Below are 25631 nucleotides of genomic sequence, written 5' to 3'. Positions count from 1 at the left end.
GTAGTTAGTTCTCTCCCAAGGTTCTGAAAAGTTTTCGCAAAGCGCTGCCCACATTAAGGGAAAACAGTGCAGCCATATCCATGATCAACTTTGCCGCTGCAATGTCGTTCATTACTTTTTGCTTCATTTCTGGAGGGGCCTCCTTAAGCGAAGCCTCCAATTGTTTAAACGGGTTCCTGTGTTTCTTAGCCATCTATTGTAGGGTATTATAGATTTGCATTAGTTTTTCCTTTGCGCGCTTTAATCGCATTTTCACCGCACTTTCCCCAATCTCCATTAGGCTTACCAATTCTTTGATACTGGCGCCATCTTGATACTTCAGCAATAAAAGTGATTTATCTTCAACTGAAATCAGCTCCAAGGCTTTTTTTAGCTTCTCGGCTTTCATTTCATATAGGCTCTCATCGGGAACTTCGGTCTTCAACTTGTATTCAGTTGCTTCTACCGGAATTGATTGATCCCGCATCTTACGCTGTTTGTTCCGGTTTACATAGTTGACACAAAAATTATAGGTGAAGGAATATAACCACGTTGAGAATTTGGACTTCCTTTTGAACATTTTCAATTTAATGAACAACTGTAAAAAAACATCTTGGGTCAAATCCTCGGCTTCGTCGTCCGATTTGGCAAAACCACAGCATTTATTGTACACCATTTTGGCATAACGATCATACAATAGACCAAACAGCAAAGGGTCATTGTTTGCAACTATCTGTTCCACTAATTCCTCATCCGAAAGATGGGTACACAGGTCTTCCGTTTCCAAAGATGCTTTGTCGGGGTTACTTATAATTATTAGAAACAGCCTTTTAAGAAAAGTCACTTTGTTGGGTTGATTTAATTTGATCTCTCGAAAAAATGGCGCGCAAGATACCAAAAACATGGTATATTTGATTAAAAATCAGACATGAAGCCCATATATCCACTCCTTATCCTTTCGTTGGTACTTTTCATCGGTTGCAAAACCGAACCCAAAACTTCAAATGCAGAAGCACAACCGGAAGCTGAAAAGACCATTCCTGAAAAAATTGCCGATGCCCATGGCTATGAAAACTGGAAGTACGTTTCCGAAATCACCTTCACTTTTAATGTGGACCGGGACAGCACCCATTTTGAGCGAAGCTGGGTGTGGAAACCCAAGATGAATGAGGTAACCGCCATATCTGGCGAAGATACGTTGACGTATAATCCAAAATCCATGGACAGCATTGCCTATAAAAGAAACAGTGGTTTCATCAATGACCGTTATTGGCTTGCTGCCCCTTTTAACTTAATGTGGGACTCCAACAGCTATACTTTTGAACATACCGAAGCTGAAAAAGCACCTATTAGTGGGGAAAACATGCAAAAATTGACCATTGTATACAAAAATGAGGGTGGGTATACTCCCGGTGATGCATACGATTTTTATTTTAAGGATGATTACATCCTAAGGGAATGGGTCTACCGAAAATCCAACCAAGAGGAGCCTTCTTTGGCCACTACCTGGGAAAACTACAAAAATATAGGGGGATTAGAGATTGCCCAAGACCACAAAAAGGGAGATGGCAGTTTTCACCTCTACTTTACCGGTTTGTCCGTAACGGAATAGCAACTTTTATTTTCGTTTTTTCTGAAGGAAAAATGTAATCCCCAAAACCAGTAGGGCCAAGCAAAGTAGTATAATAAAACTGTAGTTCAGGGAAGAACTTTCGGCAACAAATCCTAGAATCACCGGACCCAACAAAAAGCCCATATAACCCGCTCCTGCAATAAAAGCAACCCCTTGAGAGGAATCCACTCCCTTTACATTGCCCCCAATTCGGAATAATTCGGGAACAATTACCGAGAAACCGAGACCGCAAAAAGCGAAGCCGATAATGGACCATGTGGTCTGCTGTGTCAATACCAAAACAAAACCAATAGCTGCAATAAAAGCACCCAGTCCCACTATTTTTATGGGACCGATTTTGGCACTGATTCCATCTCCAAGAAACCGACCCAAAGTCATTGTAGTTGAAAATGCCAAAAATCCGGCTCCAATGAGCATTTCAGGGGCCATGGTCATTTCTTTTAGGTAGAGTGCGCTCCAATCAATGATAGCACCCTCCCCACCAAACGAAACAAAACCAATAATGCCCAACAATAATAGGGGTTTAAAGAGTTTTAGACTAAAAGGTTCCTTTTCCACTGGGGCGGCCACTACGTGGATGTAATGTTTCTTCAGAAAAAAATTGATGACAAATACCAAAATCACGGTAATGCCCATGTGCAAAACGGGGTTTCCAATCACTGGGATCAGAAAACTGCCCAGCCCCACCAAAATACCACCCAAACTAAAAAAACCATGTGCGGCTGACATAAAATTTTGCTTCTCCTCTTTTTCAATCTCCGTGACCAAAGTATTAATGGCTATATCAATAAAACCATTACTGGCACCAAAAAGGTACAAAGCCGCCATCAACAAATAATAATTGGATGCCATAAGGGGCAACATGGCCGTTACGGAGACAAACACCACCCCGTACCACGATGCCCGGCCCACACCAAGTTTGTTGATGATCTTGGAAGCCACTGGGAAAATGGTAAAAACTCCTAAAGACAAGCAAAATAAAGCGATGCCCAAATCAGCCTTATCTATGCCCAATTTTTCCTTGACGGAAGGGATATAAATGGCCCAGGTACCGAACCAAATATTGATACTGGTAAATACCCATGCCGCCCCAAAATATCTTGGTTTGGATAAAATGAGCCACAGGGATTTCATAAAGTTAAAGGGTTTGGTTGGTTCATTATAGCGCTTTGTGCTTATTTGTCCTGTATTCCAGCTTTTAAAATCTGACCAAAACGGAACATATCCTCAAAAGAGCAATAGAACGGGGCTGGGGCCAATCGAATAACATTAGGCTCACGCCAATCGGTGATGACTCCGTTTTTCATAAGATAATCGAACAGAGGCCGTCCTTCGCCATGCAAAAAAACAGAAAGCTGACAACCACGTTCTTTTGGAGTGATGATTTCAAATGAACTTTCCACTTGTTTGTCGATTTCATGCAAAATGAACTCCAAATAGTCCACAATGGTCCTTTGCTTTTCAATAAGGGCATCCATACCCACTTCATCAAACAATTCCAAAGACGCCAAGTATGGCGCCAGGGACAATATGGGAGGGTTGCTCAATTGCCACGCATCTGCCGATTCAATGGGGTCAAATTCAGGTTCCATTAAAAACCGAGTTTCTTTTTTGGTGCCCCACCACCCTTCAAAACGGGGAATGTCTTTTTTGCCCAAATGCTTTTCGTGCACAAAAATACCCGAAGCATTTCCAGGCCCACTGTTCATATATTTATAGCTGCACCAAGCGGCAAAGTCGGCATCCCAATCGTGCAGGTTCAATTTTACGTTGCCCACAGCATGGGCCAAATCCCAACCTACAAAAGCGCCTACTGATTTTCCCGCTTTGGTGATGGCTTCCATATCCAACACCTGACCGTTGTAATAGTTTACACCGCCCATCAACACCAAGGCGAGCTCCTCTCCTACTTCATTGATTTTTTCAAGGATATCCTCTGTTCGCCAAAAATGTTCCCCTTCCCGCTTTTTGAACTCAACTAGGGCATCTTTTGGGTCCAGACCATGAAATCGCAATTGACTCTGCAACATATACTGATCGGAGGGAAATGCCTTTTCTTCACACAGAATTTTGAACCGTTTTGCGGTAGGGCGATAAAAAGACACCATCAAAAGGTGGAGATTTACGGTCAGGGTGTTCATCACTGAAACCTCTTTTGGGCTTGCGCCCACAACCTTCCCCAAGCCTGATGCCAATCGCTCGTGATAATCCCACCAAGGTTTGTCCGCATAAAAATGCCCTTCCACAGCCAATTCGCGCCAATCCTTCATCACCTCGTCCACAAATTTTTGGGTTCGTTTGGGCTGCAACCCCAAGGAATTGCCTGTAAAATAGATGACATCCTTTCCGTTTACCTTGGGATAGTGAAATTCTTGTCGGTATTTGAAAAGCCTGTCCTTAGCATCCAACTGCTGCGCAAACTCAAGGGTATTTTGGAATGTCATGCTTTTTCTTGATTTGCCTCAAAAATACAATTTGTGAACCTATTTTGGCTCAAGGAAATCATTCTAAGCGCATTTCAATGATGTGCTTTTTAAATCCCACCTTTTCATAAGCCTTTATGGCAGGAAGATTATCGCTGTAGACCGTCAATCGAATCTCTTTTAAACCTTTTTCTTCGGACCATTTTTTCAGTTCTTCCACAATAAGGGCATTAATACCCCTACCTCTGTATTCTGGATCAGTGTACATAAAGCCCAAATAAGCATAATACTCATGATTTAGGTAATTCCTTGCCCGTTTGGAAATGGCATATCCGGAGGACACCACTTTCCCTTCCGTTTCTGCCACAACAACACAGCTGCTATCATCCAAAATCATTTGTTTGAGGTCATAATAACTTATAGGATCTTCTTTGATGGTTACGTCGTATGGTCGTTCTGCAGTGATGATGCCTTGTTCAAAATGCAGCAGGATGGACAAATCCTCCAAAGTTGCATTACGAATTGTGATTTGGTCTGAAGTCATTTTAATTGAGGATACAAGTTGTCTCCGAATGTAGTTCTTTTATCTATTTTTGAAAAAAATAACCCATGCATTTCCTGTCCAACATACTGGAAGACTATATAGAGGAACACTCCCAAACAGAACCCGAACTATTGGCGGAGTTATCACGGGAGACCCATTTAAAGGTATTGCAGCCACGCATGATCACTGGGCATTTTCAAGGTCGGGTTTTGAGTCTGCTCTCCAAAATCATCGCTCCCCAAAATATCTTGGAAATAGGAACCTATACGGGGTATTCTGCTATTTGTTTGGCGGAAGGACTCCGCAACAACGGAGAATTGCACACTATTGAAATCAATGAGGAACTGCACGGTTTTCAACGTAAGTATTTTGATAGAAGTGATTTTGGGCCCAAAATCATTCAACATACGGGAGATGCGTTGAACATCATCCCAAAACTGGAACTCACCTTTGATTTAGTTTTTATTGATGCCCAAAAAGTGAACTATGACGCCTATTTTGAGGCCGCTATTCAAAAAACGAAACCGGGCAGTGTTATTTTATCGGACAATGTGTTGTGGTCCGGGAAGGTGGTGGAACCTGTTCCAAAATCGGATAAAGCGACCCTTGCCTTGAAGGCGTACAACAAAAAACTGCAAAATGACCCCAGAGTTGACACGGTATTGCTGCCCATTAGGGATGGGTTGACCCTGAGTAGGGTGAAATAAATCGGTTGTACAGCTTATAAAAAAGCAGTCCTGAAAGCAATCCTACCACTGTACCCACTAAAATATCGATGGGGAAGTGCACCCCTACATAGATTCGGCTCATGGCGAACAAAATAGGCCAGATAAAAAATAAAATAACCCACTTTACTTTTTCTCTCAAGAAAAGAAATACCAAAGTGGTTATGGAAAAGGAACTCGAAGCATGCCCAGAAAAAAAACTATAGTCTGTTGGTGTTTTTAGGATTCGAATCAAGGTATTGATTTCCTCTGTGTTGTTGGGCCGCAAGCGGGCCACTGATATTTTGGTCCAATGGGTTATGGCTGTGATAAAAAGCACCAAACCGATCAGGGTCAAAAGTTTAAACCAAGCTTCCCTTTTTGGAAATTTCAGGAACAGTAATACGAGAAAAAGGATAAAAAGTGGGGTCCATGTGGCAATATTGGTAATGGTGGACCAAAACCCATCATATTCCTCAATGCCCAAACTATTGAGATAGATAAACGTGTCCCTATCCCATTCGAGCACTTTTTTTAACATGGATTATTTGAGATTTCTTTTTACCGAACCTGTGACCTCATCCACATTTTTCTTGACATCATCGATTTCTTTCCGGATATCCTTGGTAAAATCGGTATCAATGCCCTGCTTGTCGGCACTTTTTTGGATTTCGCGCTTAATATCATCGGTTGCATCCCGAAGTTGGCGCATTCCCTTGCCAAGTCCTTTGGCAATCCCAGGAATTTTATCGGCGCCAAAGACCATCACCACTATAAATAGGATGAAAAAAATCTCTGCGCCACTTATGAATAGAATATGCATGCAACAAATATAATGAGAAGTTGGTAGGAAAATAAAAAAAGCCTCGTGAAATCACGAGGCTTTTAACAGCTATTTTGTAACTAAATTTATCCTTTGATATTATCCTTAAACTTATCAAAGTCTGATTTCTCTTCTTTCTTGGGCCAAGCATTGTTGGTGGTATCTATATCCGCAGTTTCCAACTTTGGATCCACCACAATACCTACCAATTCTTTTTGGGATGAGATAACCCTTTTTACCTCAGCATCGTTCTTTCTCCAAATTTCAGGTGGGTAGGTAACACTTTCCGTTGTACCATCGGCATAGGTGTACTCCACAATCAATGGCATTGGGATTCCTCCTGGCTTGTCGAAAGTAACTTCGTAGAAATATTTGGGCTCCTTAACCTGTGACCTTTCGGCCTCGGTCATGTTGTCCATCATAAATTCCTTCAGGTTTTGGGAAGTTTCCGTTGGGGATTTCCCTTTAAGCTCGGGCATATAATCCTCACTGTCTTCTTCTGCCAAGTATACCAAAGGCGGCAAATCGGCCTCAGTGATATTTCTATCAGCCATATATTTTTCCATTTCTTTGGTAGGCTTGTTGGTCACATAGTATTTTTTCACCCCTTTTACACCTATATCCACATAATCGGTGGTGTAGAACCAGCTTCTCCAGAACCAGTCCAAATCTACAGCGGAGGCGTCTTCCATGGTGCGGAAGAAATCCTCTGGTGTCGGGTGCTTGAACATCCAACGTTGTGCATAGGTTTTAAAGGCATGGTCAAACAATTCCTCACCCATTACGGTCTCCCTTAGGATGTTCAATGCCGTGGCGGGTTTACCATAGGCATTTGGACCCAACTGGTAAACGTTTTCTGGGTTGGACATGATTGGAGAGATGTAACTCTGATCTCCGGCCATGTACGGTACAATATCCGCAGGGTTCCCTCTGCGTGAGGGATATTTTTCATTGGGAGCAATCACGGAAGGATTGTTTTTTCCGAATTCCTGCTCGGCCAAATACTGCATAAAAGTATCCAGACCTTCGTCCATCCATCCCCATTGACGCTCATCGGAGTTTACGATCATGGGGAAAAAGTTATGGCCCACTTCATGGATGATCACACTGATCATTCCAAATTTCACTCGATCGGAATAGGTACCATCCTCATTGGGACGACCATAGTTCCAACAAATCATAGGGTATTCCATCCCTTGATTCTTGGCGTGAACGGAAATGGCTTTGTGATAGGGATAAGCAAACGTATGCTTGGAATAGGTCTTTAGGGTCTGAACCACAGCTTTTGTGGACATTTCTTCCCAAAGTGGATTTCCTTCTTTTGGATAAAGGGAAACCGCCATTACATCCTTACCGCCAATGTTAACGGCCTGCATATCCCAAATAAACTTACGGGAAGTGGCAAAAGCATAATCCCTAACATTGGTCGCTTTGAATTTCCATGTTTTGGTATCGGTTGAGAATCCTTTTTCAGCGGCCTCAGCTTCTTCTTGGGTCACGATGATCACAGGCTTGTCATAGGATTTTTTGGCATCCTTGTAGCGCTTCATCATTTCTTTGGTGAAGACCTCATCCCTGTTCTGCAATTCCCCGGTAGCATCCAAAATGTGGTCCGCTGGCACGGTAATGCTCACATCGTAGTTTCCAAAGGGCAGTGCAAACTCTCCGCTGCCCCAGAATTGATGGTTCTGCCATCCTTCCACATCACTATAAACTGCCATTCGTGGAAAGAACTGGGCAATAACGTAGGCACGGTTGCCGTCTTCAGGGAAATATTCGAATCCAGAACGGGCCCTGTTTATGGTATGATCGGGAACATTGTACCACCACTTGATGGAGAAAGAAACTTTTTCCCCACTCTTTAGTGGTTGGGGAATGTTCACCCGCATCATGGTCTGGTTGATGGTATGGGACAATGGTTTTCCACTGGCATCCGTCACTGATTCAATATTAAAACCACCATCAAATGGTTCGCTCATATAGGTTTCAGCAAAATTACCGGCGGTGTACGCGATATTCACCCCATTCCCGTCACGAAGCGGGGATTTGGAATCCTTGGAACGGACATTTTGGTCCAATTGTACCCAAAGAAACTCCAAATCATCTGGGGAATTGTTGTGATAGGTGATGGTTTCCTCACCATGGATTATTGCTTTTTTGTCATCCAACTGCACATCGATCACATAATCTGCCTGCTGTTGGTAGTAATCCGGACCTGGCGCCCCTGATGCGGAACGGTAGGTGTTGGGCGTGGAAAATTCCTCATACAACTGTTTAAATTTACTCTGATTGTAATGACCTGGCTCCCGCTCTGGTTTGGCTTCTCCTTCTTCCTGTGCCATTAAAACTGCACCAAAAAGAAACAGTACGGAAGCAACATGATACTTGACTCTGTTCATTTTTCTATTTGATTTTAAAACGGTGAAAAATAGCTCTTTTTTAACCAATCGTTAACAATACGTTACAAGTTTAACATTCCTTTATTATTTTCCTTGATGAGCACAAAACTCTTCTTGTGTCCCTTCCATTTTAGGTGGACCACGTTCTGTTGTTCCTCAAACAAATCGGTGAGGATCTCATTTTGGACGGATATGGATTTCAACGTTGGGAAGCCTACTTTGGGAATTTCAAGATAGCAGATGACCACATCATTGTCATATTCCTTTCCCAAAAAATTATATTCGGCTGGTTTACCATTGAGTTCCATGGCAAATTTGGCCCTGAAATATTTTTCTATGTATTCATCGGCCACTTTTGACTCATTGGGTGTGGCCAACTTGGATTTAATGCCATACCGCTCTTCCAAAAGGTCATCCAAATCATCAATAAAAATGCGACTGGTAATCTGAAATGCATCCTCTTCCTCAGCATACACCACATTAGTGACACTAACGTAGAATTTATGGGCTGATGTGAATGACAAAAAGAGCACTGCCAAAAATGGCAATAGCAGGTTCCTTGCTGTTTTCATTTTCATCATACTAAGGTATTTGACTCCAATACTGGGGCAATGTTACAGGATTTCATGGGATTTTTATGCAAAAGACTTGCCAAAATCTACTTTTTAGATACTGGACCTGATATATTGGAAAAAAGACAAAAAATCGGTATTGGTTATTGGAATTTGATATTTGTTACTTGGCTCTTGCTTATTGGAATTTTGAACTTGAACTTGAACTTGAACTTGATTCTTGACTCTTGGTTAATGGTTAATGGTTAATGGAATTTGGTATTTTGGAACTTGAACTTGAACTTGACCCTTGATTCTTACTCCTGATATTTAGGTTTTGTCCACTGCTAATCGAATTATCATTCTGAACGAGCAAACCGAGTGAAGAATCTCACTATTGGTTCCTGACACAAATTAGCATGAAGGTTGTTTTCTCTTGATTCTTGAACTTGATTCTTGATACTTGAATCTTCAAAACTGCCCCTTCGACTGCTTGCATGTCCGTCATGCGGGCACTCAGGGTCTCACTTCCAACTTCCGACTTCCGACTTCCGACTTCAATCCAAGTTATTGTTCTCCCGGTACACTCTACTTTTTTGCACCATAAAATCCCATATTTTCAACTTGTCTTGTGAATCAACCGTGGTTTGAAACGCTTCGTCCACCTCGCAGAAATACATAAAATCCTTAATTTTTTCCATGGGAATCTTCAAGGTGGTCACAAAAAGCGAATCCACATAAAAATCCTGTACCCGCTGCGTCCGAGCATAAGTATTGTCCACCTTTACCCGATTCTTCAACATTTTGGTACGACCCGTAATGGCATTGATAATGGGATTGAGGGACACAGCACCTCCAGCCCCGCCAAGTCCACCACCACCTTTAATACTCATGGAAGATGCCTCCTTGAGCAATCGTTCACTTTGGGTAAAATCCTTGGCATTGGCATTGGGCAGCCCCAGTGCTTCGGCGTCCACCACTCTTTGGGCAGGGAGTTTTTCAAGATCTTTATCCAAAACACCAGAAAGGTTATACGGACTCACCACCACCTCTCGCAATTCATTTACAAATTCTTCCATGGGAACGGTCACAAAGTTGGAATTGTACAGCGGTTTGGTAACAGGAAGCAGCTTTCTTTGAAAGTGCACTGCAGAAAACACCAAAGTGTCATTCACCTGCACCCTAATGGTGAAATTCCCATCAATATCTGTGATCACGGCATCTTCAGAAGAAATATTTTGGACCACAACGCCCACAACATCCTCAGTGGTGCTGGTGACCGCACCCCTCAATATTTTACGGCTACCATCTTGAGCCGTCGCCCAAAGTGTGCATAAACATAGTAATGGGAAAAGAAGTTTTTTCATTCCTCATTCAACTCCGTCAAAAAAGCCTTGCTCTGGGTCACCAAAAAATCAATCAATTGAAACTCGTTTTCCTTGCGCAACAAGGTCTGGGAAGGAATTTTATCATCACAATACAATAAAAAGGCATCTATTTTGTCTTGCGGCAGCTTAAGATCCACCACAAAAAACTCATCGTCATACACATGCCGAAGTACCTCGCTGACCTTAAGTGGGGCCCTTTGCACACCCGCTGCCTCATTGGATTTAAAAAGCGCCTTAAAAATATTCACAAAATTAAGACCGTCCCGCATGCCACGCACCGTTCGGGACTCGGCCACGTTTTCAACCTCCGTGCTTCGGTCAATTTCGTAATCAAATTGTTTAAAATCCTCATTCTTCACCTCCAAAAACCGTTCTTGGTTTTCAGGGGTCACCACCACCTCGTCCAACTCCCGCACCTTTTCGGTCACCTCCACTACCAAGCGATTGTTCTGTAGAATTTCCTCGGTAATGGTAATTACCTCCAATTGGTAGTTCACCGCGGTAAAGACCAACTGGTCACCCACTTTTACCATAATGGCATACTCCCCATCGTCGTTGGTGATCGTGGCATTTCCCGAGGTAGAATTGATCACGTTCTCGTTGGGCACATTGGTGCTGCGGTACAGCACTTTTCCGCGCAACAATTGTCGGTCCTCCTGTGCCATGGACAGACTGGTGAAAAGCAACGAAAACAGAATCAAAACTATATTTTTCATAAGAAAGCATTTAGCCCAAGTTAAAGAAAACTCTTGAAGCCCATATAAAAAAGGAAAGCTGTTCTAAACTTTTGTTAATTCTCCTGGGGCGTACTTTTAAAAAGGGTATCCGTTCACCTGTGAACTTCGCCTTTTGAACGGGATTTATTAGTAAAATCCAATCATAAGTTTAGTTTTGTGGATTCCGTTTGGAAACCTCAAATATCAAACACTGTGAAAACGCAAATTGTCTTTTTGATCGTTACCCTACTGCTATTCTCTTCCCTGAAAGCCCAGGTAAAAATTGGCAATAATCCCCAAAATTTGGACCCCGCCTCTGTTCTGGAATTGGAAAGCAGCAATCGCGTGCTGGTCATCACGCGGGTCACCACGGCCCAAATGAGCACCATTAGCCCGTTGCCGGGTGCCTTGGTCTACAATACCGATGAAGAATGTATCCACTACTATAACGGTGTGGAATGGATCAACATCTGTGAGGCGTTGGACAACTCGTTTACCGTACGCAGTGAAGCAGTTTTTAACACCGCTCCCGACTCTAGAGACAGTACTGTGGTAGTGACCCAAACCGAAACTCCGGATGGCATCAACTATAATTTTGAGGTGAACCAGATTACGGGCGACAATGTATACAACGGTACCTTGTTTGGTAGCGATTTGGCCCCTCAAACCGTTGGGGTAAGGGAACTACAAAATGGCGGGGTTGGGCTTGAAAAATTGGAAGATGGCACTTTGGCCGGGCAACTCATGCAATGGAATGGTACCGATTGGACCTTGATCTCCGAAGCGGACATTAGTGTTACTGAGCTAGATGGTGTTGTGGGGAATGAGGTAACGAATGTGACCGATGGAACATTGACAAGATCAGGAGCGGGAACCTTGGCGGATCCCTACACACTTGGGGTCTCAACCAACGGAATCTCGGACAATGAAATTGCGAATGATGCTGTTACGCTCCTAAAACTTGCCAATGGAACAACCGCAGGAGAACTCATGCAGTGGAACGGAACCGACTGGGTTTTGGTAGATCCATCGACATTGACCATTACCGAGATCGATGGAATTGTGGGTAACGAAGTTACAAACGCCACCGATGGAACATTGACTAGGTCAGGGGCAGGCACCTTGGCGGACCCCTATACACTGGGAGTATCCACCAACGGAATATCGGACAACGAAATCATCAATGACGCGGTGACACTTGCCAAGATCGCTAACGGGACCACTGCCGGTGAACTCATGCAGTGGAACGGAACCGACTGGGTTTTGGTAGATCCATCGACATTGACCATTACCGAGACCGATGGAATTGTGGGTAACGAAGTTACAAACGCCACCGATGGAACATTGACTAGGTCAGGAGCGGGAACCTTGGCGGATCCCTACACACTTGGGGTCTCAACCAACGGAATCTCGGACAATGAAATTGCGAATGATGCTGTTACGCTCCTAAAACTTGCCAATGGAACAACCGCAGGAGAACTCATGCAGTGGAACGGAACCGACTGGGTTTTGGTAGATCCATCGACATTGACCATTACCGAGACCGATGGAATTGTGGGTAACGAAGTTACAAACGCCACCGATGGAACATTGACTAGGTCAGGGGCAGGAACCTTGGCGGATCCCTACACACTTGGGGTCTCAACCAACGGAATCTCGGACAATGAAATTGCGAATGATGCTGTTACGCTCCTAAAACTTGCCAATGGAACAACCGCAGGAGAACTCATGCAGTGGAACGGAACCGACTGGGTTTTGGTAGATCCATCGACATTGACCATTACCGAGATCGATGGAATTGTGGGTAACGAAGTTACAAACGCCACCGATGGAACATTGACTAGGTCAGGGGCAGGAACCTTGGCGGACCCCTATACACTGGGAGTATCCACCAACGGAATATCGGACAACGAAATCATCAATGACGCGGTGACACTTGCCAAGATCGCTAACGGGACCACTGCCGGTGAACTCATGCAGTGGAACGGAACCGACTGGGTTTTGGTAGATCCATCGACATTGACCATTACCGAGACCGATGGAATTGTGGGTAACGAAGTTACAAACGCCACCGATGGAACATTGACTAGGTCAGGGGCGGGAACCCTGGCGGACCCCTATACATTAGATGTAAACGCACAAGGAATTGATACGGATGAGCTTGCCGATGATTCAGTAACATTGGCCAAAATAGGAACACTGGGGGCTGCCGATGCCAATAGCGTCCTCACCACTGATGTTGCCGGCGACCCACTATGGGAACCCAGAGCAAACTTTGGAGGACCTGCCGTTGCTGGTAAAATAGATGCAACAGGAAACATACCACTAAGCGAACTCAACATCACTTCAGTTGACCATGTCAATGGTACAGGGGTTTACACCGTAAATTTTGCAGATTTGGGGTCAACAAATTATGTGGTCAACACTAGTGTGGAAAGTAATGGAACCAATGATGTTATTTTAAATATTAGCGGAGTCACAAATACTAGCTTTACTGTGGAAATTAAAGAAATTGTATCTCCATTTATGCCATACGGGGATAGTGGAGGAGATACTGTCAACATTCCAGAAACACAGATTAATCCAATTGATAAAAACTGGTCATTTACCATTTTTAACTTCTAACCCTTGAAACCCCTCCTCCACATATCCATTTTGCTATTGGGCAGTGTGCTACACGCCCAAACTGGCCTGTATCATGCGGGCAATATGCAGGTGCATGGCAATTTGGGGTTCCATACCAGTTTTATCAACGATTCCGCCTTTGATCAAACCGAGGGCTTGGTAGGCTTTTACGAGAGCAACGTTATCCAGGTAGCGGGCAATATACCACCAACCCTTTGGGATATGGAGGTGATGGTGCCCAACAATATTTTTTTACGGAATTCGGTAAATGTGCGGAACAACCTCAATTTTATTGAGGGCAACATTCTTACCACCCTCAACGACCCATCGGTCTATCTTAATTTTATGGACCAAGGTACCTATACCGAGCAGGCCAATGATAGAAAAATAACCGGGTTTGCCGCCATCACCGACCGGGATGTTTTTCAATTCCCCGTAGGCGATGAGAACCAACTTCGGTCCTTGACCTTGGATTCGCAGGGAACAACACCTTTGGCCATCTGCGCCTATTTTTTTGAAGACCCTTCCTCACCCATATCCATCACCCAAAGTTTTGATGTCAACGAAAAGGTACGGGACATTGGTACCGTGAGCGACACGGAATTCTGGATTGTGCAGAGCAGCGTACCGGCCCAGGTCACCATCAGTTGGAACGCCCGGAGCGGATTGGGCCTTATTCCCAATGCCTCTCTGGAATCGGTTAGATTAATAGGATGGAACAAAGCTTCCAACCAATGGACCATTATTGGCAACGCCGCCATTAGCGGTGATATTACCGAAGGCTTTTTAACCTCCAACACCTTTGTTCCCAATGATTTTGCCGCCATTACGTTTGGCACCATTCCCCTGCCCACAGACACCTTTGCTGTGGACAATCCTACCTTGGGCAACTATTTTTTGAGTCCCAATGGCGATGGGACCAACGATTTTTTGGTGATTGAGGGCATGGAAGAATCGCCCAACAACAGTTTGATCATCTACAATCGGCTTGGACAAAAAGTCTATGAGAAAATCAACTATATCAATGAGTTTTATGGGATGTCCAATGCGGGAAGTCTTTACACCAACCGCGAAATCGGTCTGCCCGAAGGTGTCTATTTTTACCTGGTCACATTGGATGATCTAGGACTGGAATACACTGGTTTTCTGTTTTTAGACCGATAGTCCCCAATCCATCACCAGCAAATAGTGTAGCTTCCTTGACAAAAAAATACTTCTTACCTTGGCACAAAAATCAATTCCATGAAACGAAGGACTTTTGTTAAAACAGCATCCATTTCCGGTTTGGCCTGTTCCCTACCTCCAGTTTTTCCGCATTTTATTTCTGATGAATATTCCACTGACGAATTGATGGGCAAGGCTGTTATAGATCTCTTTGGTGAGGGCATCAACCTTAGAAAAGAGGCCTATGAGTCTTTTGTGGAAATGAAAAAAGCCGCCTACACGGATGGTTTCGATATTAAAATGGTTTCCAGTTACCGGGATTTTTACCATCAAGCAAGCATTTGGGAGCGAAAATATTTAGCGTTTACCGAAGATGAAGGCTTGGAACCCCTGCAGGCCATAGACAAGATCATTGAATATTCCACCATTCCGGGTACCAGCAGGCATCATTGGGGCACCGATATTGACATTATTGATGGCTATCCCAAGGTTTCAGGCGATGTTTTGGTTCCCGAAAAATTTGAAAAAGGCGGTCCCTTTGAAAATTTTAAACTGTGGCTGGATGAAAACTCGGAAAAATTTGGATTCCACCTCGTCTACACCAACGAACCCAAACGAAGGGGCTTCAAGTATGAGCCTTGGCATTATAGCTACGCCCCCATTTCCATTCCCATGTTAACGGCCTACAGGAAAATCAACATTCTGCGTTTGCTTCAAAAAGAGGAATTTTACGGCGCGGAACACTTTACCACAGGCTTCATTAAAACCTACATTCAAGACAATATCCTGGACATAAATCCAGCCCTGTTGTAGTGCTTTTTTTCGTATCTTCATTCGTATAGAACACGACCATCATGAGAAGAGGAAGTTGGAGAATCCGCATCCTGATCGGACTGGCCATTGTGGCCTTCGCTTTTATCCGCCGTTGCAACAACCAAGAAGAGAATCCCTATACCGGAAGGGTCCAAAACATAAACATGACCGCAGAACAGGAGATTGCCATTGGGCTGCAAAGTGTTCCGGAAATGGCTCAGCAGTATGGTGGTCTCTACCCTGATGAACGAATGCAGGCCTTGGTGGATGCCGTGGGCAAAAAGCTGGTCAATAGCAGTATTGCCCGTGAAACACCTTATGAATACGACTTTCACCTCTTGGCCGATGATCGTACCATCAATGCCTTTGCCTTGCCCGGAGGGCAATGTTTTATCACCTATGCGCTGTTTTCCCAACTCAATGAAGCCCAATTGGCCGGAGTGTTGGGGCACGAAATAGGCCACGTGATCGGTAGGCACTCTGCGGAACGGATCGCGGAAAGCAATTTTTGGCAAACCCTGGCCACAGGTGCCTCTGTGGGTGGCGATATGGGAAGCGTGGTGGCAGGCATTGGTCAGAACACCTTATTGAAAAATGGCAGGGACGATGAACTGGAAAGTGATGAACTGGGTGTCCTGTTCATGGTCCAATCCGGGTATGATCCCTATGAGATGATCAAGGTCATGGAGATTTTAAAGGCGGCTGCCGGACCGGACCGTGTACCCGAATTTCAAAGCACGCATCCAGACCCCGAAAACCGGATAGAAAGGATAAAGGAAGTCATTAAAAAATATTCAGGTCGATAGATTCGACACGTTTATCGAGAAAAAAAGACCTTTGCAAAGATTTGCGTATCTTTGATATACCCCCAAATCCTACAATTGTTTTCTTATCCCGTTTGTGCTATCCAAAAACGAGAACACATGGGAACACTAGTACACTTTAAGAACCTCTACGTAGAGGCATTTGACGATTGTAAACCGAGCTTTATTGTACTTTTTTTAAAAGGGTATTCCGTATTTTGTGGCATCATGTTGATGATGGCGTTGTATGCGTTTTTTTATAGAGCTTTTACTGGCTTTGAATTCTAAGCCCAACATATACTCTTTTACAGGACACTACAAGTAAATGAGAAAAAAAAGCCCATCCTTTGGATGGGCTTTTTGCTTTGAATGAATAAACTCCTTTTATTTTTTCATAGCATCTTCCAAAACGGCAAGTGCTTCAGCGGCATTGGACATTTCGGCATATTTTTTAGCAGTATATCCTTGATCGGAACGTCTTTTAAAGTTTGCTCCGTTTTCAATAAGCAGTTTCAAGATTTCTGCTTGGTTGTAACGGGCTGCAAAATGTACAGGAGCCATCCCAAGGGATTTTTCATTGACATCCTCACCAAGCTCAATAAGTTTTTTAACAGTCTCTACATCGCCTTGCATAATGGCCTTACAAAAAGAATTGACCTCAACGGGCAGGGCGGATACATTCAGATTCACATCTGATTTAGGTTCATTGGCAGAAACGCCAGTTGCTACTAGCATGCAAAATGCAGCTACTGTTAGGATTGTTTTTTTCATGATGAATTGTTTTTGTTTATGGATTAAACTGTTACAAAAGTAGACTTCTCCCAGGGGCAAATGTTACAGCATTAACAGTTAAATAACTAAATTTTAACAATGCTTCATTTTAAGTGCCTGATAATTATTAAATCCATAACTATAAAAACTTACGAAAAGCTAGGGCATCCAACCAGATCACTTTATTTTTGAAGTACAATTTTACACCATGAACAAGAAGACAATCCTTATGATTTTGGATGGCTGGGGAAAATCCCCGGATCCAAAAGTTTCTGCCATTGCACAAGCCAATACACCCTTTGTTGATTCGCTATATACCCAATACCCCAATGCCAACCTACTTACCGATGGAATGAACGTTGGACTGCCGGAAGGTCAAATGGGAAACAGTGAGGTGGGCCACATGAATTTAGGTGCCGGTAGAATTGTCTATCAGGATCTGGCCAAAATCAATAAAGCGGTCAAAGAAGACACCTTGAAAGACGAAAAAGTGTTAAAGGATGCCTTTGACTATGCCAAGAGCAATGACAAAGCCGTTCATTTTTTGGGTTTGGTCAGTGATGGTGGGGTGCATAGCCACATAGATCACTTAAAAGCCTTGATCAAGGCTGCTGACGACAGCGGGGTTCAAAATTCCTTTATCCATGCCTTTACCGATGGACGTGACGTGGACCCCAAAAGCGGAAAAGGTTTCTTGATTGACCTTACCCATTTCTGCTCGGACAAGAATGCCAAGCTGGCAACTGTGGTTGGAAGATATTACGCCATGGACCGTGATAAAAGATGGGAACGTGTAAAATTGGCCTATGATGTCATGGTAAATGCCGAAGGTGAAAAAGTTAAGGACATTAGCGATGCCATGCAAAAAAGTTATGATGCAGGGGTCACCGATGAATTTATAAAACCATTGGTTTTGACAGGAGAAAATGGCCAACCATTAACCAAAATAACAGAAGGTGATGTGATTGTCTTCTTCAACTTTAGGACAGATCGTGGTCGTGAACTTACACAGGTCTTGAGCCAGCAGGATTTTCACGAGCAGAACATGCACAAAATGGATCTGTACTACGTTACCATGACCAATTATGACGATTCGTTCAAAGGCATAAAAGTGGTCTATGACAAAGAAAACATCAAGGATACTTTGGGCGAAGTATTGGCTAAAAATGGCAAAAAGCAGATTCGTATTGCAGAGACTGAAAAATATCCACACGTAACCTTTTTCTTCAACGGAGGGCGGGAAGAACCTTTTGAAGGCGAGCAACGTATCCTATGCCCATCACCAAAAGTGGCCACGTATGACCTGCAGCCCGAAATGAGTGCGTATGATATTCGGGATGCGATTATCCCGGAACTCAAAAAAGGAGAGGCTGATTTTATATGCCTCAACTTTGCCAATCCTGATATGGTGGGCCATACCGGAGTTATGGAAGCTGCCATAAAAGCCTGTGAAACGGTGGATGAATGTGCCAAGGATGTCATTACAGCGGGATTGGAAAATGGCTATTCCACCATTGTTATTGCAGACCACGGAAATTGCGACACCATGATCAACCCAGATGGAAGCCCAAATACTGCACATACCACCAATCCAGTTCCTTTGATTCTTGTGGATAAGGACATAAAGGAAATCAAGGGTGGTGTTTTGGGTGATATTGCCCCTACCATTCTAAAAATGATAGGCATTCCACAACCCGAACTTATGACCCAAAAACCATTGGTTTAGAGCAAAATTCGCCATAATCCATAGATTCAATTTATCTTTGCGGCTATGATTCACGTAAAGACAGCAGAGGAAATTGAACTGATGCGCGAAAGTGCTTTGGTGGTTTCCAAAACTTTGGGCCTATTGGCCAAGGAAATCAAGCCAGGGGCCGTTCCATTAAAGTTGGATAAAATGGCCGAGGAATTCATTCGGGAACAAGGTGCAGAACCCGGTTTTTTGGGCATGTACGATTTTCCAAATACCTTAAATTGGAGTCCCAATGCGCAGGTAGTGCATGGCATACCCAACAATGACCCTCTAAAAGAAGGTGATATTGTTTCTGTGGATTGTGGGGCACTGAAAAATGGGTTTTACGGAGACCACGCCTATACCTTCGAAGTTGGCGAAGTAGCTGAAGAAACCAAAAAACTGCTCAAGGTCACCAAAGAATCCCTTTACATCGGAATCAGGGAGTTTAAAGAAGGAAACCGAGTTGGAGATGTAGGCTATGCCATCCAAAAATACACTGAAGACCATGGCTATGGCGTGGTACGCGAATTGGTGGGTCATGGTTTGGGAAGAGAGCTCCATGAAGACCCCCAAATGCCCAACTATGGAAAACGCGGACGAGGGAAAAAATTTGTCAACGGTATGGTGGTGGCCATAGAGCCCATGATCAATATGGGGACCCGACGCATTAAGCAATTGAAGGACGGATGGACCATTCTCACTGCAGATGGTAAGCCCAGTGCGCATTTTGAGCATGACGTAGCTTTAGTGGATGGAAAACCAGAGTTGCTCTCCACTTTTCAATACATTTATGATGCCTTGGGCATCACCAGTGATGAGGAGGATGAGTTCAGAAGTAAGAAATTGGTACTTTAAGCATCAATTAGTGTGATTCGTGTCAGATATATTCAAGTTTTTCCTCAATCTAATTCCAAGACCTTTACTTATACGATTAAGCTATTGGGTACGGCCATTGATAGCCTTTTCCCTAAAGGGAACCAAGTTCACGGACCCCATTGACGGCAAAAGTTTTAAAAAGTTTTTACCCTATGGGTATGAGAATCCCAGGGAAAACGTGCTCTCCCCCTCCACGCTTTCATTGGAGAGACATAGACTGTTGTGGCTCTATCTGGTAAACGAGACGGATTTCTTCACCCAACCGCACAAAGTGCTCCATTTTGCCCCGGAACAAGCTTTCTATAAGCGATTTAAAAAGTTGTACAACATAAAGTACACCACAACAGATCTAAATTCTCCCTTGGCAGAAGTAAAAGCGGATATTTGCAATCTTCCTTTTGAAGATAACAGCTTTGATGTGATTCTCTGCAATCATGTATTGGAACATATTCCCGATGATACGAAGGCCATGCAAGAGCTCTACCGCGTTATGAAACCTAGTGGTTGGGGCATCTTTCAAATTCCACAGGATTTGAAACGGGAAAAGACCTTTGAGGATGATGCTATCACCGACAAAAAAGAGCGAGCCAGAATCTTTGGTCAGTATGACCATGTGCGTATCTACGGAAGAGACTATTTTGATAAACTCCGTGACGTAGGGTTTACTGTTGAAGAAGTGGATTATACGCAGACGCTTCCAGTGGAGGAGGTGGAAAAATACCGATTGGCCAAAGGCGAGATTATCCCCTTTGTGAAAAAGTGATTATTGCTTTACAAACGTCTCGAAACCAGAGGTCATAAACTCTTTGGTATCCCCATTTTCATCCAAGTAGATGATATACGCCTCCAATTCTGTATGTTCAGCCAAAACCTTCTTGGATTCCTCTAAATCCATCGCCATAAAAGTTGTGGCATAGGCATCTGCAACGGCACAGGTATTGGCGACCACACTCGTTGCCAAAACATACGAATTTTGGGTATAACCCGTCTTGGGGTTTATAGTGTGGACGTACTTTTCTCCTGTTTCCGAATCAATCCGAAACTTGCGGTAGTTGCCTGACGAAGCCATGGCCTTATCTTCCAAGGTTACAATCAATTTTAATTGGCGACCCGTTTCTACCTGGGGATCGTCAATGCCCACGGTCCATTGCTTTCCCGAAACAAGATTGGTTCCCTTGGCCAAAACCTCTCCCCCTACTTCAACCAAATAATTGTCTGTGCCTTTGGCATCCAACAGGGCACCCAAACGGTCAATGGCGTAGCCTTTTGCCACCGCATTAAAGTCAAAACGGATGGCGGAGTTTGCCTTAGTAATGGTATTATCACTATTCAACTGCACTTTTTCCCATCCCACATAGTTCAACAAGCTATCTACCTTAAGGCTGTCCAACTCAATCTGCTCCCCAGGACCAAATCCCCAAGCGTTGGCCAAAACACCAATAGTGGGGTCAAAATAGCCATTTGAGGCTTGATGTACGTTAGAGGAAATAGCAAAAACTTCCTTGAACATGTCATCTACCACCACTGTGGAATCCCCTTCGTTGATTTTTGAAATATCCGAAGTGGGCACGTAAGTGGACATGGATTGGTTCACTGCTTGAAAAACAGAGTCAATCTCTTTTTGGTAGTCCAAGGTTTCATCAGAAATGTAAATAATGGAATACGAAGTACCCAAGGCTCCACCACTATTCAGGTTTTTTACCCATGAGGGGGAATTACATCCCAAAAGCAATATGGCTACGGTTAAAAGAAGTGCGTTTTTCAACATTTATATCTCAATAAGTCCTTGATAATCCACAATATATTCTTCATCCAAACACAACGGAAGTTCTTGGTCGGCGGCATTGGAAAGCCCGACTCCAGCAAAATAGGTTTTGGCCTCAAACTTTTCTGCATGGTTCTTGACCGTTTCCATCAATTCCTCATCGTACTCCCTGGGGTTAAGGGGAAATTCCACATTCCGAACCACAATAAAATGCAGCACTTTTTCTTTGAGACAAACATATTGCGGATTTTTCTTGAGTTTACTGTTGATGGCCATAAACTCAAAGCCGTCGGCTTCCAACTCATGACCTACAATGTTCATGGCCAGATTATGAAGTTCCTGCGCTGTTAATTCTCTTCCCATATGGATAAAAAAACCGATGCGTTGGCATCGGTTGGTTTTTATGATTAACTACCTCTCGACTGCGCTTGAGGTGACGTTTAACTTTGATTTATCCTCCAAAGTCATCGAACCTGATATTTTCATCTGGAATACCAAAGTCCTCTCCCATTTTCTGAACAGCTTTGTTCATCAATGGTGGACCACAGAAATACAGTTCAATATCCTCCGGAGTTTCGTGGTGATTCAAATAATTATCGATAACACAGTTATGGATAAATCCAACAAAACCATCACCTTCTTCGTCGTTAATATCTTTTTTGACCTTCCAGTTGTCTTCTTCCAAAGGTTCTGAAAGTGCCATGTAGAACTTAAAGTTAGGGAAATTTCGTTCCAATTCCTTGAAGTGCTCAATATAGAACAACTCCCTCTTGGAACGACCTCCGTACCAGTAGGTCACCTTTCTGTTGGTCTTTAAGGTCTTGAACAAGTGATATAGGTGCGAACGCATAGGCGCCATTCCGGCTCCACCACCAACATAAAGCATTTCGGCATCTGACTCGTTGATGAAGAATTCACCGAAGGGTCCAGAAATGGTCACTGGGTCACCTTTTTTCAAACCAAAGATATAGGATGAGGCAATCCCGGGATTTACATCCATCCATCCATTTTTAGAGCGATCCCATGGTGGTGTGGCTATACGAACGTTCAACATGATCTCGCGTCCTTCAGCAGGATAGGAGGCCATGGAATAAGCGCGCTCCACAGTCTCTGGATTCTTCATCACCAAGGGCCACAGATTGAACTTGTCCCACTCGGCCTGGAATTTATCCGGAGTTTCATGTTCTTCGGGGTGGGCGGTGATGTCTATATCAGCATATTTTACTTCGCAGGGCGGAATCTCAATTTGAATGTATCCACCAGCTTTATAGTTCATTTCCTCTGGAATCTCAACCACAAATTCCTTGATGAACGAGGCCACGTTGTAGTTCCGTACCACTTTGGCATCCCACTTTTTAATACCAAAGACCTCTTCCGGAATGGTGATTTCCATGTCTTGCTTCACCTTTACCTGACAAGCCAAACGGGCTCCTTCACGCAGTTCCTTTTTGGAAAAGTGTGGCGTTTCAGTTGGCAATGCCTCACCGCCTCCGGAGAGCACATGGCACTCGCACTGGATGCAGGTTCCACCTCCCCCACAAGCGGAAGGCAAGAATATTTTTTGATTTCCCAAAGTGGAAAGCAATGACCCTCCTGATCCCACTTCCAATTCTTTTTCACCATTAATGGTAATGGTCACCGGACCTGAAGGAGACAGTTTTTCCTTGGTGAACAGCAATAGGGCCACCAACAATAACAACAAAATAAGAAAAGCTACTACGGTAATTAAAATAGTACCTCCAGTACTTGCGGCTAATATCATCTTTATTTGTTTATAACTTCGTTATAGGAAACTGCTTTTTCTTTGTCCTCAATCTCCTTTTTAATTTCTTTTTCTTCTTTGTTCTCAGCTTTTACCGTGGTGGTCTCTGTTCCTTCAGGTGGCTCATTGTCACCGGTTAGCATACCCCCAAAGCTTTGAAAACCTATTCCCATCAATCCTGTGATGATGAAGGTGATGCCCAAACCACGCAACGGGGCCGGTACATTGGAATAGCGAATTTTTTCACGAATTGCGGCAATCGCCAAAATGGCCAAGAACCAACCAATCCCAGAACTAATACCATAATTAAAGGCCAATCCAATATTTGGAATCTCACGGGTCTGCATAAATAAGGAACCTCCCAAAATAGCACAGTTCACCGCAATCAATGGTAAAAAGATACCCAAGGAATTGTAGAGTGCTGGAGAAAACTTCTCCACCACAATCTCTACCAATTGTACCATGGTGGCAATGGTTGCGATAAACAGGATAAAGGAAAGGAACCCTAAATCATAGTCGGCATATTCTGGTCCCATCCAGGCCAATGCCCCATCTTTCAACAAATATTGATCCAACAACCAGTTTAACGGAACGGTAACCCCCAAAACGAAGATGACGGCAGCTCCCAAACCTACGGCTGTGGATACTTTTTTGGATACGGCCAAATAGGAACACATTCCCAGAAAGACCGAAAACACCATATTGTCTATAAAAATCGACTTAAAAAATAATTCTAAATGTTCCATATCTTCCTAGTTTATGCTTCTTCTATCAACGCTCTATTCTTGGAACGTTGCACCCAAATGATGATTCCCACTACAATCAATGCTGCTGGGGGAATGATCATAAAGCCATTGTTCTCGTATCCCAAGGCATACAATCCGGTTTTGGCCACAGGATCTCCCAAGACCTTGAATCCAAATAAGGTCCCAGAACCCAAAAGCTCCCTGAAAAATCCAACGATGACCAAAATAACTCCATATCCCAGGGCATTTCCTATACCGTCCAAGAAGGATTTCCAAGGTCCATTGCCCAAAGCAAAAGCCTCAAAACGTCCCATGATGATACAGTTGGTAATGATCAATCCCACAAATACAGACAGTGTTTTGCTCAATTCATAGGCAAAGGCTTTCAGTACCTGATCCACAATAATTACCAGCGCGGCCACAACGACCAGCTGTACAATAATCCTGATTTTTGCCGGGATGATATTACGTAGTAAAGAAATGACCACGTTACCCACCCCAAGCACAAACAATACTGAAATTGCCATTACCACCGAAGCTTTTAGTTCTGCAGTAATTGCCAGGGCCGAACAGATTCCCAATACCTGAATGGTAATGGGGTTGTTGTCCGCCAAAGGATCTAATATCAGATTTGTATCTTTTTTTGATAGTAGCGCCATATTATTTTTTTCTAATAGTTTCTAAATAAGGTTTGTAAAGCTTCAGGGCGTCTTTGATCATGGCAGTGACCCCGTTCCCGGTAATGGTGGCACCCGCCAAGGCATCCACTTCATTATCGTCCTTGTTCTCGTTCAACGGGTCTCCATTTCCCTTGGCCACGGCAATCCCAGCATAGCTGTTGCCGTCCATAATGGATTCTCCAACAAAATCATCCATAAAGAAACGCTGGTTAATGTTGGCTCCAAGTCCGGGTGTTTCCCCTTTGTGATCAAAGAAAACGCCTTGTACCACCATGTTCTCATCCACGGACATAAAGCCCCAGATGGCATCCCACAATCCTTTTCCGTAAAGTGGAATGATGTAATACTCCTTGCCGTCTTTCTCACCTATTAATAGAGGTAATTCAGCATTACCACCGCTTTTGATGGTACTGAGTTGCTTTTTCATGTCAATCAAGTAGGCATTGTCTTTCTCCTTGGCCTCTGAGCCTTCAATAACCAACTGTTCCTTGATGTATTTTGAAAACTCACTTTCCACTTCCGAAGTGGGTACAAAGTTCACACTGCCTTCACCCTCATTGTCATTTACCCCCATGGCATAGAGGATGTTCTGCTGCTTTTCAAATCGCTGGTTTTCATCAACCTTCGGCTTTAGTGCCGATGCCAAAAAGGCAAGAAGGGAACCTACAACGATTACCATCAAGACCGCGAAAACTACAGTGTAGCTATTTTTTTCTGTATTGACTGACATA

The 25631-nt window shown here is 43.7% G+C and carries 28 protein-coding genes; 10 read left to right on the top strand and 18 right to left on the bottom strand.

What is annotated here, in order from left to right; translation table 11 throughout:
- Positions 1-4: 4 nt before the first annotated feature.
- Complete coding sequence (locus FG28_RS11640) at positions 5-193, bottom strand: hypothetical protein (RefSeq protein WP_036383016.1); 189 nt, start codon at positions 191-193, stop codon at positions 5-7.
- Positions 194-823, bottom strand: coding sequence for an RNA polymerase sigma factor (locus tag FG28_RS11635; RefSeq protein ID WP_231562621.1), 630 nt, complete (start codon positions 821-823; stop codon positions 194-196). It lies immediately after the preceding gene.
- A gap of 84 nt (positions 824-907) precedes the next feature.
- On the opposite strand from FG28_RS11635, the gene FG28_RS11630 reads away from it, so the two are divergent.
- Positions 908-1591 carry a hypothetical protein gene (locus FG28_RS11630; protein WP_036383014.1) on the top strand — a complete coding sequence of 228 codons (684 nt, stop codon included), beginning with the start codon at positions 908-910 and terminating at the stop codon, positions 1589-1591.
- Positions 1592-1597: 6 nt separating this feature from the next.
- Here the strand turns inward: FG28_RS11630 and FG28_RS11625 are convergent, their stop codons facing one another.
- The 3 genes from FG28_RS11625 to FG28_RS11615 are packed head-to-tail and all read right to left on the bottom strand — an operon-like array spanning position 1598 to position 4579.
- A complete protein-coding gene (locus FG28_RS11625; RefSeq protein WP_036383013.1) occupies positions 1598-2746 on the bottom strand; it encodes an MFS transporter in 1149 nt (382 codons plus the stop codon).
- A 41-nt stretch (positions 2747-2787) separates the two neighbouring features.
- Entirely contained in the window at positions 2788-4056 is a 1269-nt protein-coding gene (gene kynU, locus FG28_RS11620; protein WP_036383011.1) for a kynureninase, read from the bottom strand.
- A gap of 58 nt (positions 4057-4114) precedes the next feature.
- Positions 4115-4579: a GNAT family N-acetyltransferase gene (locus tag FG28_RS11615; RefSeq protein WP_036383010.1), complete on the bottom strand. Its 465-nt coding sequence runs from the start codon at positions 4577-4579 to the stop codon at positions 4115-4117.
- A 65-nt stretch (positions 4580-4644) separates the two neighbouring features.
- Between FG28_RS11615 and FG28_RS11610 the strand changes: the two genes are divergently transcribed.
- Complete coding sequence (locus tag FG28_RS11610; RefSeq protein ID WP_036383008.1) at positions 4645-5286, top strand: O-methyltransferase; 642 nt, start codon at positions 4645-4647, stop codon at positions 5284-5286.
- Here the strand turns inward: FG28_RS11610 and FG28_RS11605 are convergent.
- The 6 genes from FG28_RS11605 to FG28_RS11575 form a co-directional block, all read right to left on the bottom strand.
- Positions 5252-5824: a phosphatase PAP2 family protein gene (locus tag FG28_RS11605; RefSeq protein ID WP_036383005.1), complete on the bottom strand. Its 573-nt coding sequence runs from the start codon at positions 5822-5824 to the stop codon at positions 5252-5254. The genes FG28_RS11610 and FG28_RS11605 overlap by 35 nt on opposite strands.
- Positions 5825-5827: 3 nt before the next feature.
- Complete coding sequence (locus FG28_RS11600; RefSeq protein WP_036383002.1) at positions 5828-6106, bottom strand: twin-arginine translocase TatA/TatE family subunit; 279 nt, start codon at positions 6104-6106, stop codon at positions 5828-5830.
- A gap of 86 nt (positions 6107-6192) precedes the next feature.
- Positions 6193-8505 carry a M1 family metallopeptidase gene (locus FG28_RS11595; RefSeq protein ID WP_036383000.1) on the bottom strand — a complete coding sequence of 771 codons (2313 nt, stop codon included), beginning with the start codon at positions 8503-8505 and terminating at the stop codon, positions 6193-6195.
- Positions 8506-8567: 62 nt separating this feature from the next.
- The gene (locus tag FG28_RS11590; protein ID WP_036382998.1) at positions 8568-9086 is read right to left on the bottom strand and encodes a DUF6702 family protein; all 519 of its coding nucleotides are present in this window, start codon (positions 9084-9086) and stop codon (positions 8568-8570) included.
- Positions 9087-9613: 527 nt separating this feature from the next.
- Positions 9614-10423, bottom strand: a complete 810-nt coding sequence (locus FG28_RS11580) for a carboxypeptidase-like regulatory domain-containing protein (RefSeq protein WP_036382994.1) — start codon at positions 10421-10423, stop codon at positions 9614-9616.
- On the bottom strand, positions 10420-11160 hold the full coding sequence (locus FG28_RS11575) for a carboxypeptidase-like regulatory domain-containing protein (protein ID WP_036382992.1): 741 nt from the start codon (positions 11158-11160) through the stop codon (positions 10420-10422). The genes FG28_RS11580 and FG28_RS11575 overlap by 4 nt, the downstream gene beginning before the upstream one ends.
- Positions 11161-11373: 213 nt before the next feature.
- On the opposite strand from FG28_RS11575, the gene FG28_RS11570 reads away from it, so the two are divergent.
- The 5 genes from FG28_RS11570 to FG28_RS20795 all read left to right on the top strand — a co-directional run bounded on the left by FG28_RS11570 (position 11374) and on the right by FG28_RS20795 (position 16853).
- The gene (locus FG28_RS11570; protein ID WP_156102269.1) at positions 11374-13785 is read left to right on the top strand and encodes a hypothetical protein; all 2412 of its coding nucleotides are present in this window, start codon (positions 11374-11376) and stop codon (positions 13783-13785) included.
- A 3-nt stretch (positions 13786-13788) separates the two neighbouring features.
- Positions 13789-14949 carry a gliding motility-associated C-terminal domain-containing protein gene (locus tag FG28_RS11565; RefSeq protein WP_036382987.1) on the top strand — a complete coding sequence of 387 codons (1161 nt, stop codon included), beginning with the start codon at positions 13789-13791 and terminating at the stop codon, positions 14947-14949.
- 78 nt (positions 14950-15027) lie between these two features.
- Positions 15028-15762, top strand: coding sequence for a M15 family metallopeptidase (locus tag FG28_RS11560; protein WP_036382985.1), 735 nt, complete (start codon positions 15028-15030; stop codon positions 15760-15762).
- A gap of 41 nt (positions 15763-15803) precedes the next feature.
- Positions 15804-16568 carry a M48 family metalloprotease gene (locus FG28_RS11555; protein ID WP_036382984.1) on the top strand — a complete coding sequence of 255 codons (765 nt, stop codon included), beginning with the start codon at positions 15804-15806 and terminating at the stop codon, positions 16566-16568.
- Between the two features lie 117 nt (positions 16569-16685).
- A complete protein-coding gene (locus FG28_RS20795; protein WP_176712395.1) occupies positions 16686-16853 on the top strand; it encodes a DUF6747 family protein in 168 nt (55 codons plus the stop codon).
- A 96-nt stretch (positions 16854-16949) separates the two neighbouring features.
- Here FG28_RS20795 and FG28_RS11550 read toward each other — a convergent pair whose 3' ends face one another.
- On the bottom strand, positions 16950-17336 hold the full coding sequence (locus tag FG28_RS11550) for an ankyrin repeat domain-containing protein (protein WP_036382981.1): 387 nt from the start codon (positions 17334-17336) through the stop codon (positions 16950-16952).
- Positions 17337-17544: 208 nt separating this feature from the next.
- Here FG28_RS11550 and gpmI point away from each other — a divergent pair, with 208 nt between their 5' ends.
- The 3 genes from gpmI to FG28_RS11535 are packed head-to-tail and all read left to right on the top strand — an operon-like array spanning position 17545 to position 20710.
- Entirely contained in the window at positions 17545-19062 is a 1518-nt protein-coding gene (gene gpmI, locus FG28_RS11545) for a 2,3-bisphosphoglycerate-independent phosphoglycerate mutase (RefSeq protein ID WP_036382979.1), read from the top strand.
- Between the two features lie 45 nt (positions 19063-19107).
- A complete protein-coding gene (gene map / locus FG28_RS11540) occupies positions 19108-19926 on the top strand; it encodes a type I methionyl aminopeptidase (protein WP_036382976.1) in 819 nt (272 codons plus the stop codon).
- Between the two features lie 19 nt (positions 19927-19945).
- Positions 19946-20710, top strand: coding sequence for a class I SAM-dependent methyltransferase (locus FG28_RS11535; protein ID WP_036382974.1), 765 nt, complete (start codon positions 19946-19948; stop codon positions 20708-20710).
- Here FG28_RS11535 and FG28_RS11530 read toward each other — a convergent pair whose 3' ends face one another.
- From FG28_RS11530 to FG28_RS11505, 6 genes are all read right to left on the bottom strand, one after another.
- Positions 20711-21715: an FAD:protein FMN transferase gene (locus FG28_RS11530; protein ID WP_036382972.1), complete on the bottom strand. Its 1005-nt coding sequence runs from the start codon at positions 21713-21715 to the stop codon at positions 20711-20713. It abuts the gene before it with no gap.
- A complete protein-coding gene (locus FG28_RS11525) occupies positions 21716-22075 on the bottom strand; it encodes a hypothetical protein (RefSeq protein ID WP_036382970.1) in 360 nt (119 codons plus the stop codon).
- 88 nt (positions 22076-22163) lie between these two features.
- Positions 22164-23474: an NADH:ubiquinone reductase (Na(+)-transporting) subunit F gene (nqrF, locus tag FG28_RS11520; RefSeq protein WP_036382968.1), complete on the bottom strand. Its 1311-nt coding sequence runs from the start codon at positions 23472-23474 to the stop codon at positions 22164-22166.
- 2 nt (positions 23475-23476) lie between these two features.
- The gene (gene nqrE / locus FG28_RS11515; RefSeq protein ID WP_036382965.1) at positions 23477-24220 is read right to left on the bottom strand and encodes an NADH:ubiquinone reductase (Na(+)-transporting) subunit E; all 744 of its coding nucleotides are present in this window, start codon (positions 24218-24220) and stop codon (positions 23477-23479) included.
- 11 nt (positions 24221-24231) lie between these two features.
- Positions 24232-24879 carry an NADH:ubiquinone reductase (Na(+)-transporting) subunit D gene (locus FG28_RS11510; protein ID WP_036382962.1) on the bottom strand — a complete coding sequence of 216 codons (648 nt, stop codon included), beginning with the start codon at positions 24877-24879 and terminating at the stop codon, positions 24232-24234.
- Between the two features lies 1 nt (position 24880).
- Entirely contained in the window at positions 24881-25630 is a 750-nt protein-coding gene (locus FG28_RS11505; protein ID WP_036382961.1) for a Na(+)-translocating NADH-quinone reductase subunit C, read from the bottom strand.
- Position 25631 lies beyond the last annotated feature (1 nt).

The organism is Muricauda sp. MAR_2010_75 (assembly GCF_000745185.1).
Classification (GTDB): domain Bacteria; phylum Bacteroidota; class Bacteroidia; order Flavobacteriales; family Flavobacteriaceae; genus Flagellimonas.
Note: the sequence above shows the minus strand (reverse complement) of the source record. Positions and strands in the feature narration are given on the sequence as shown.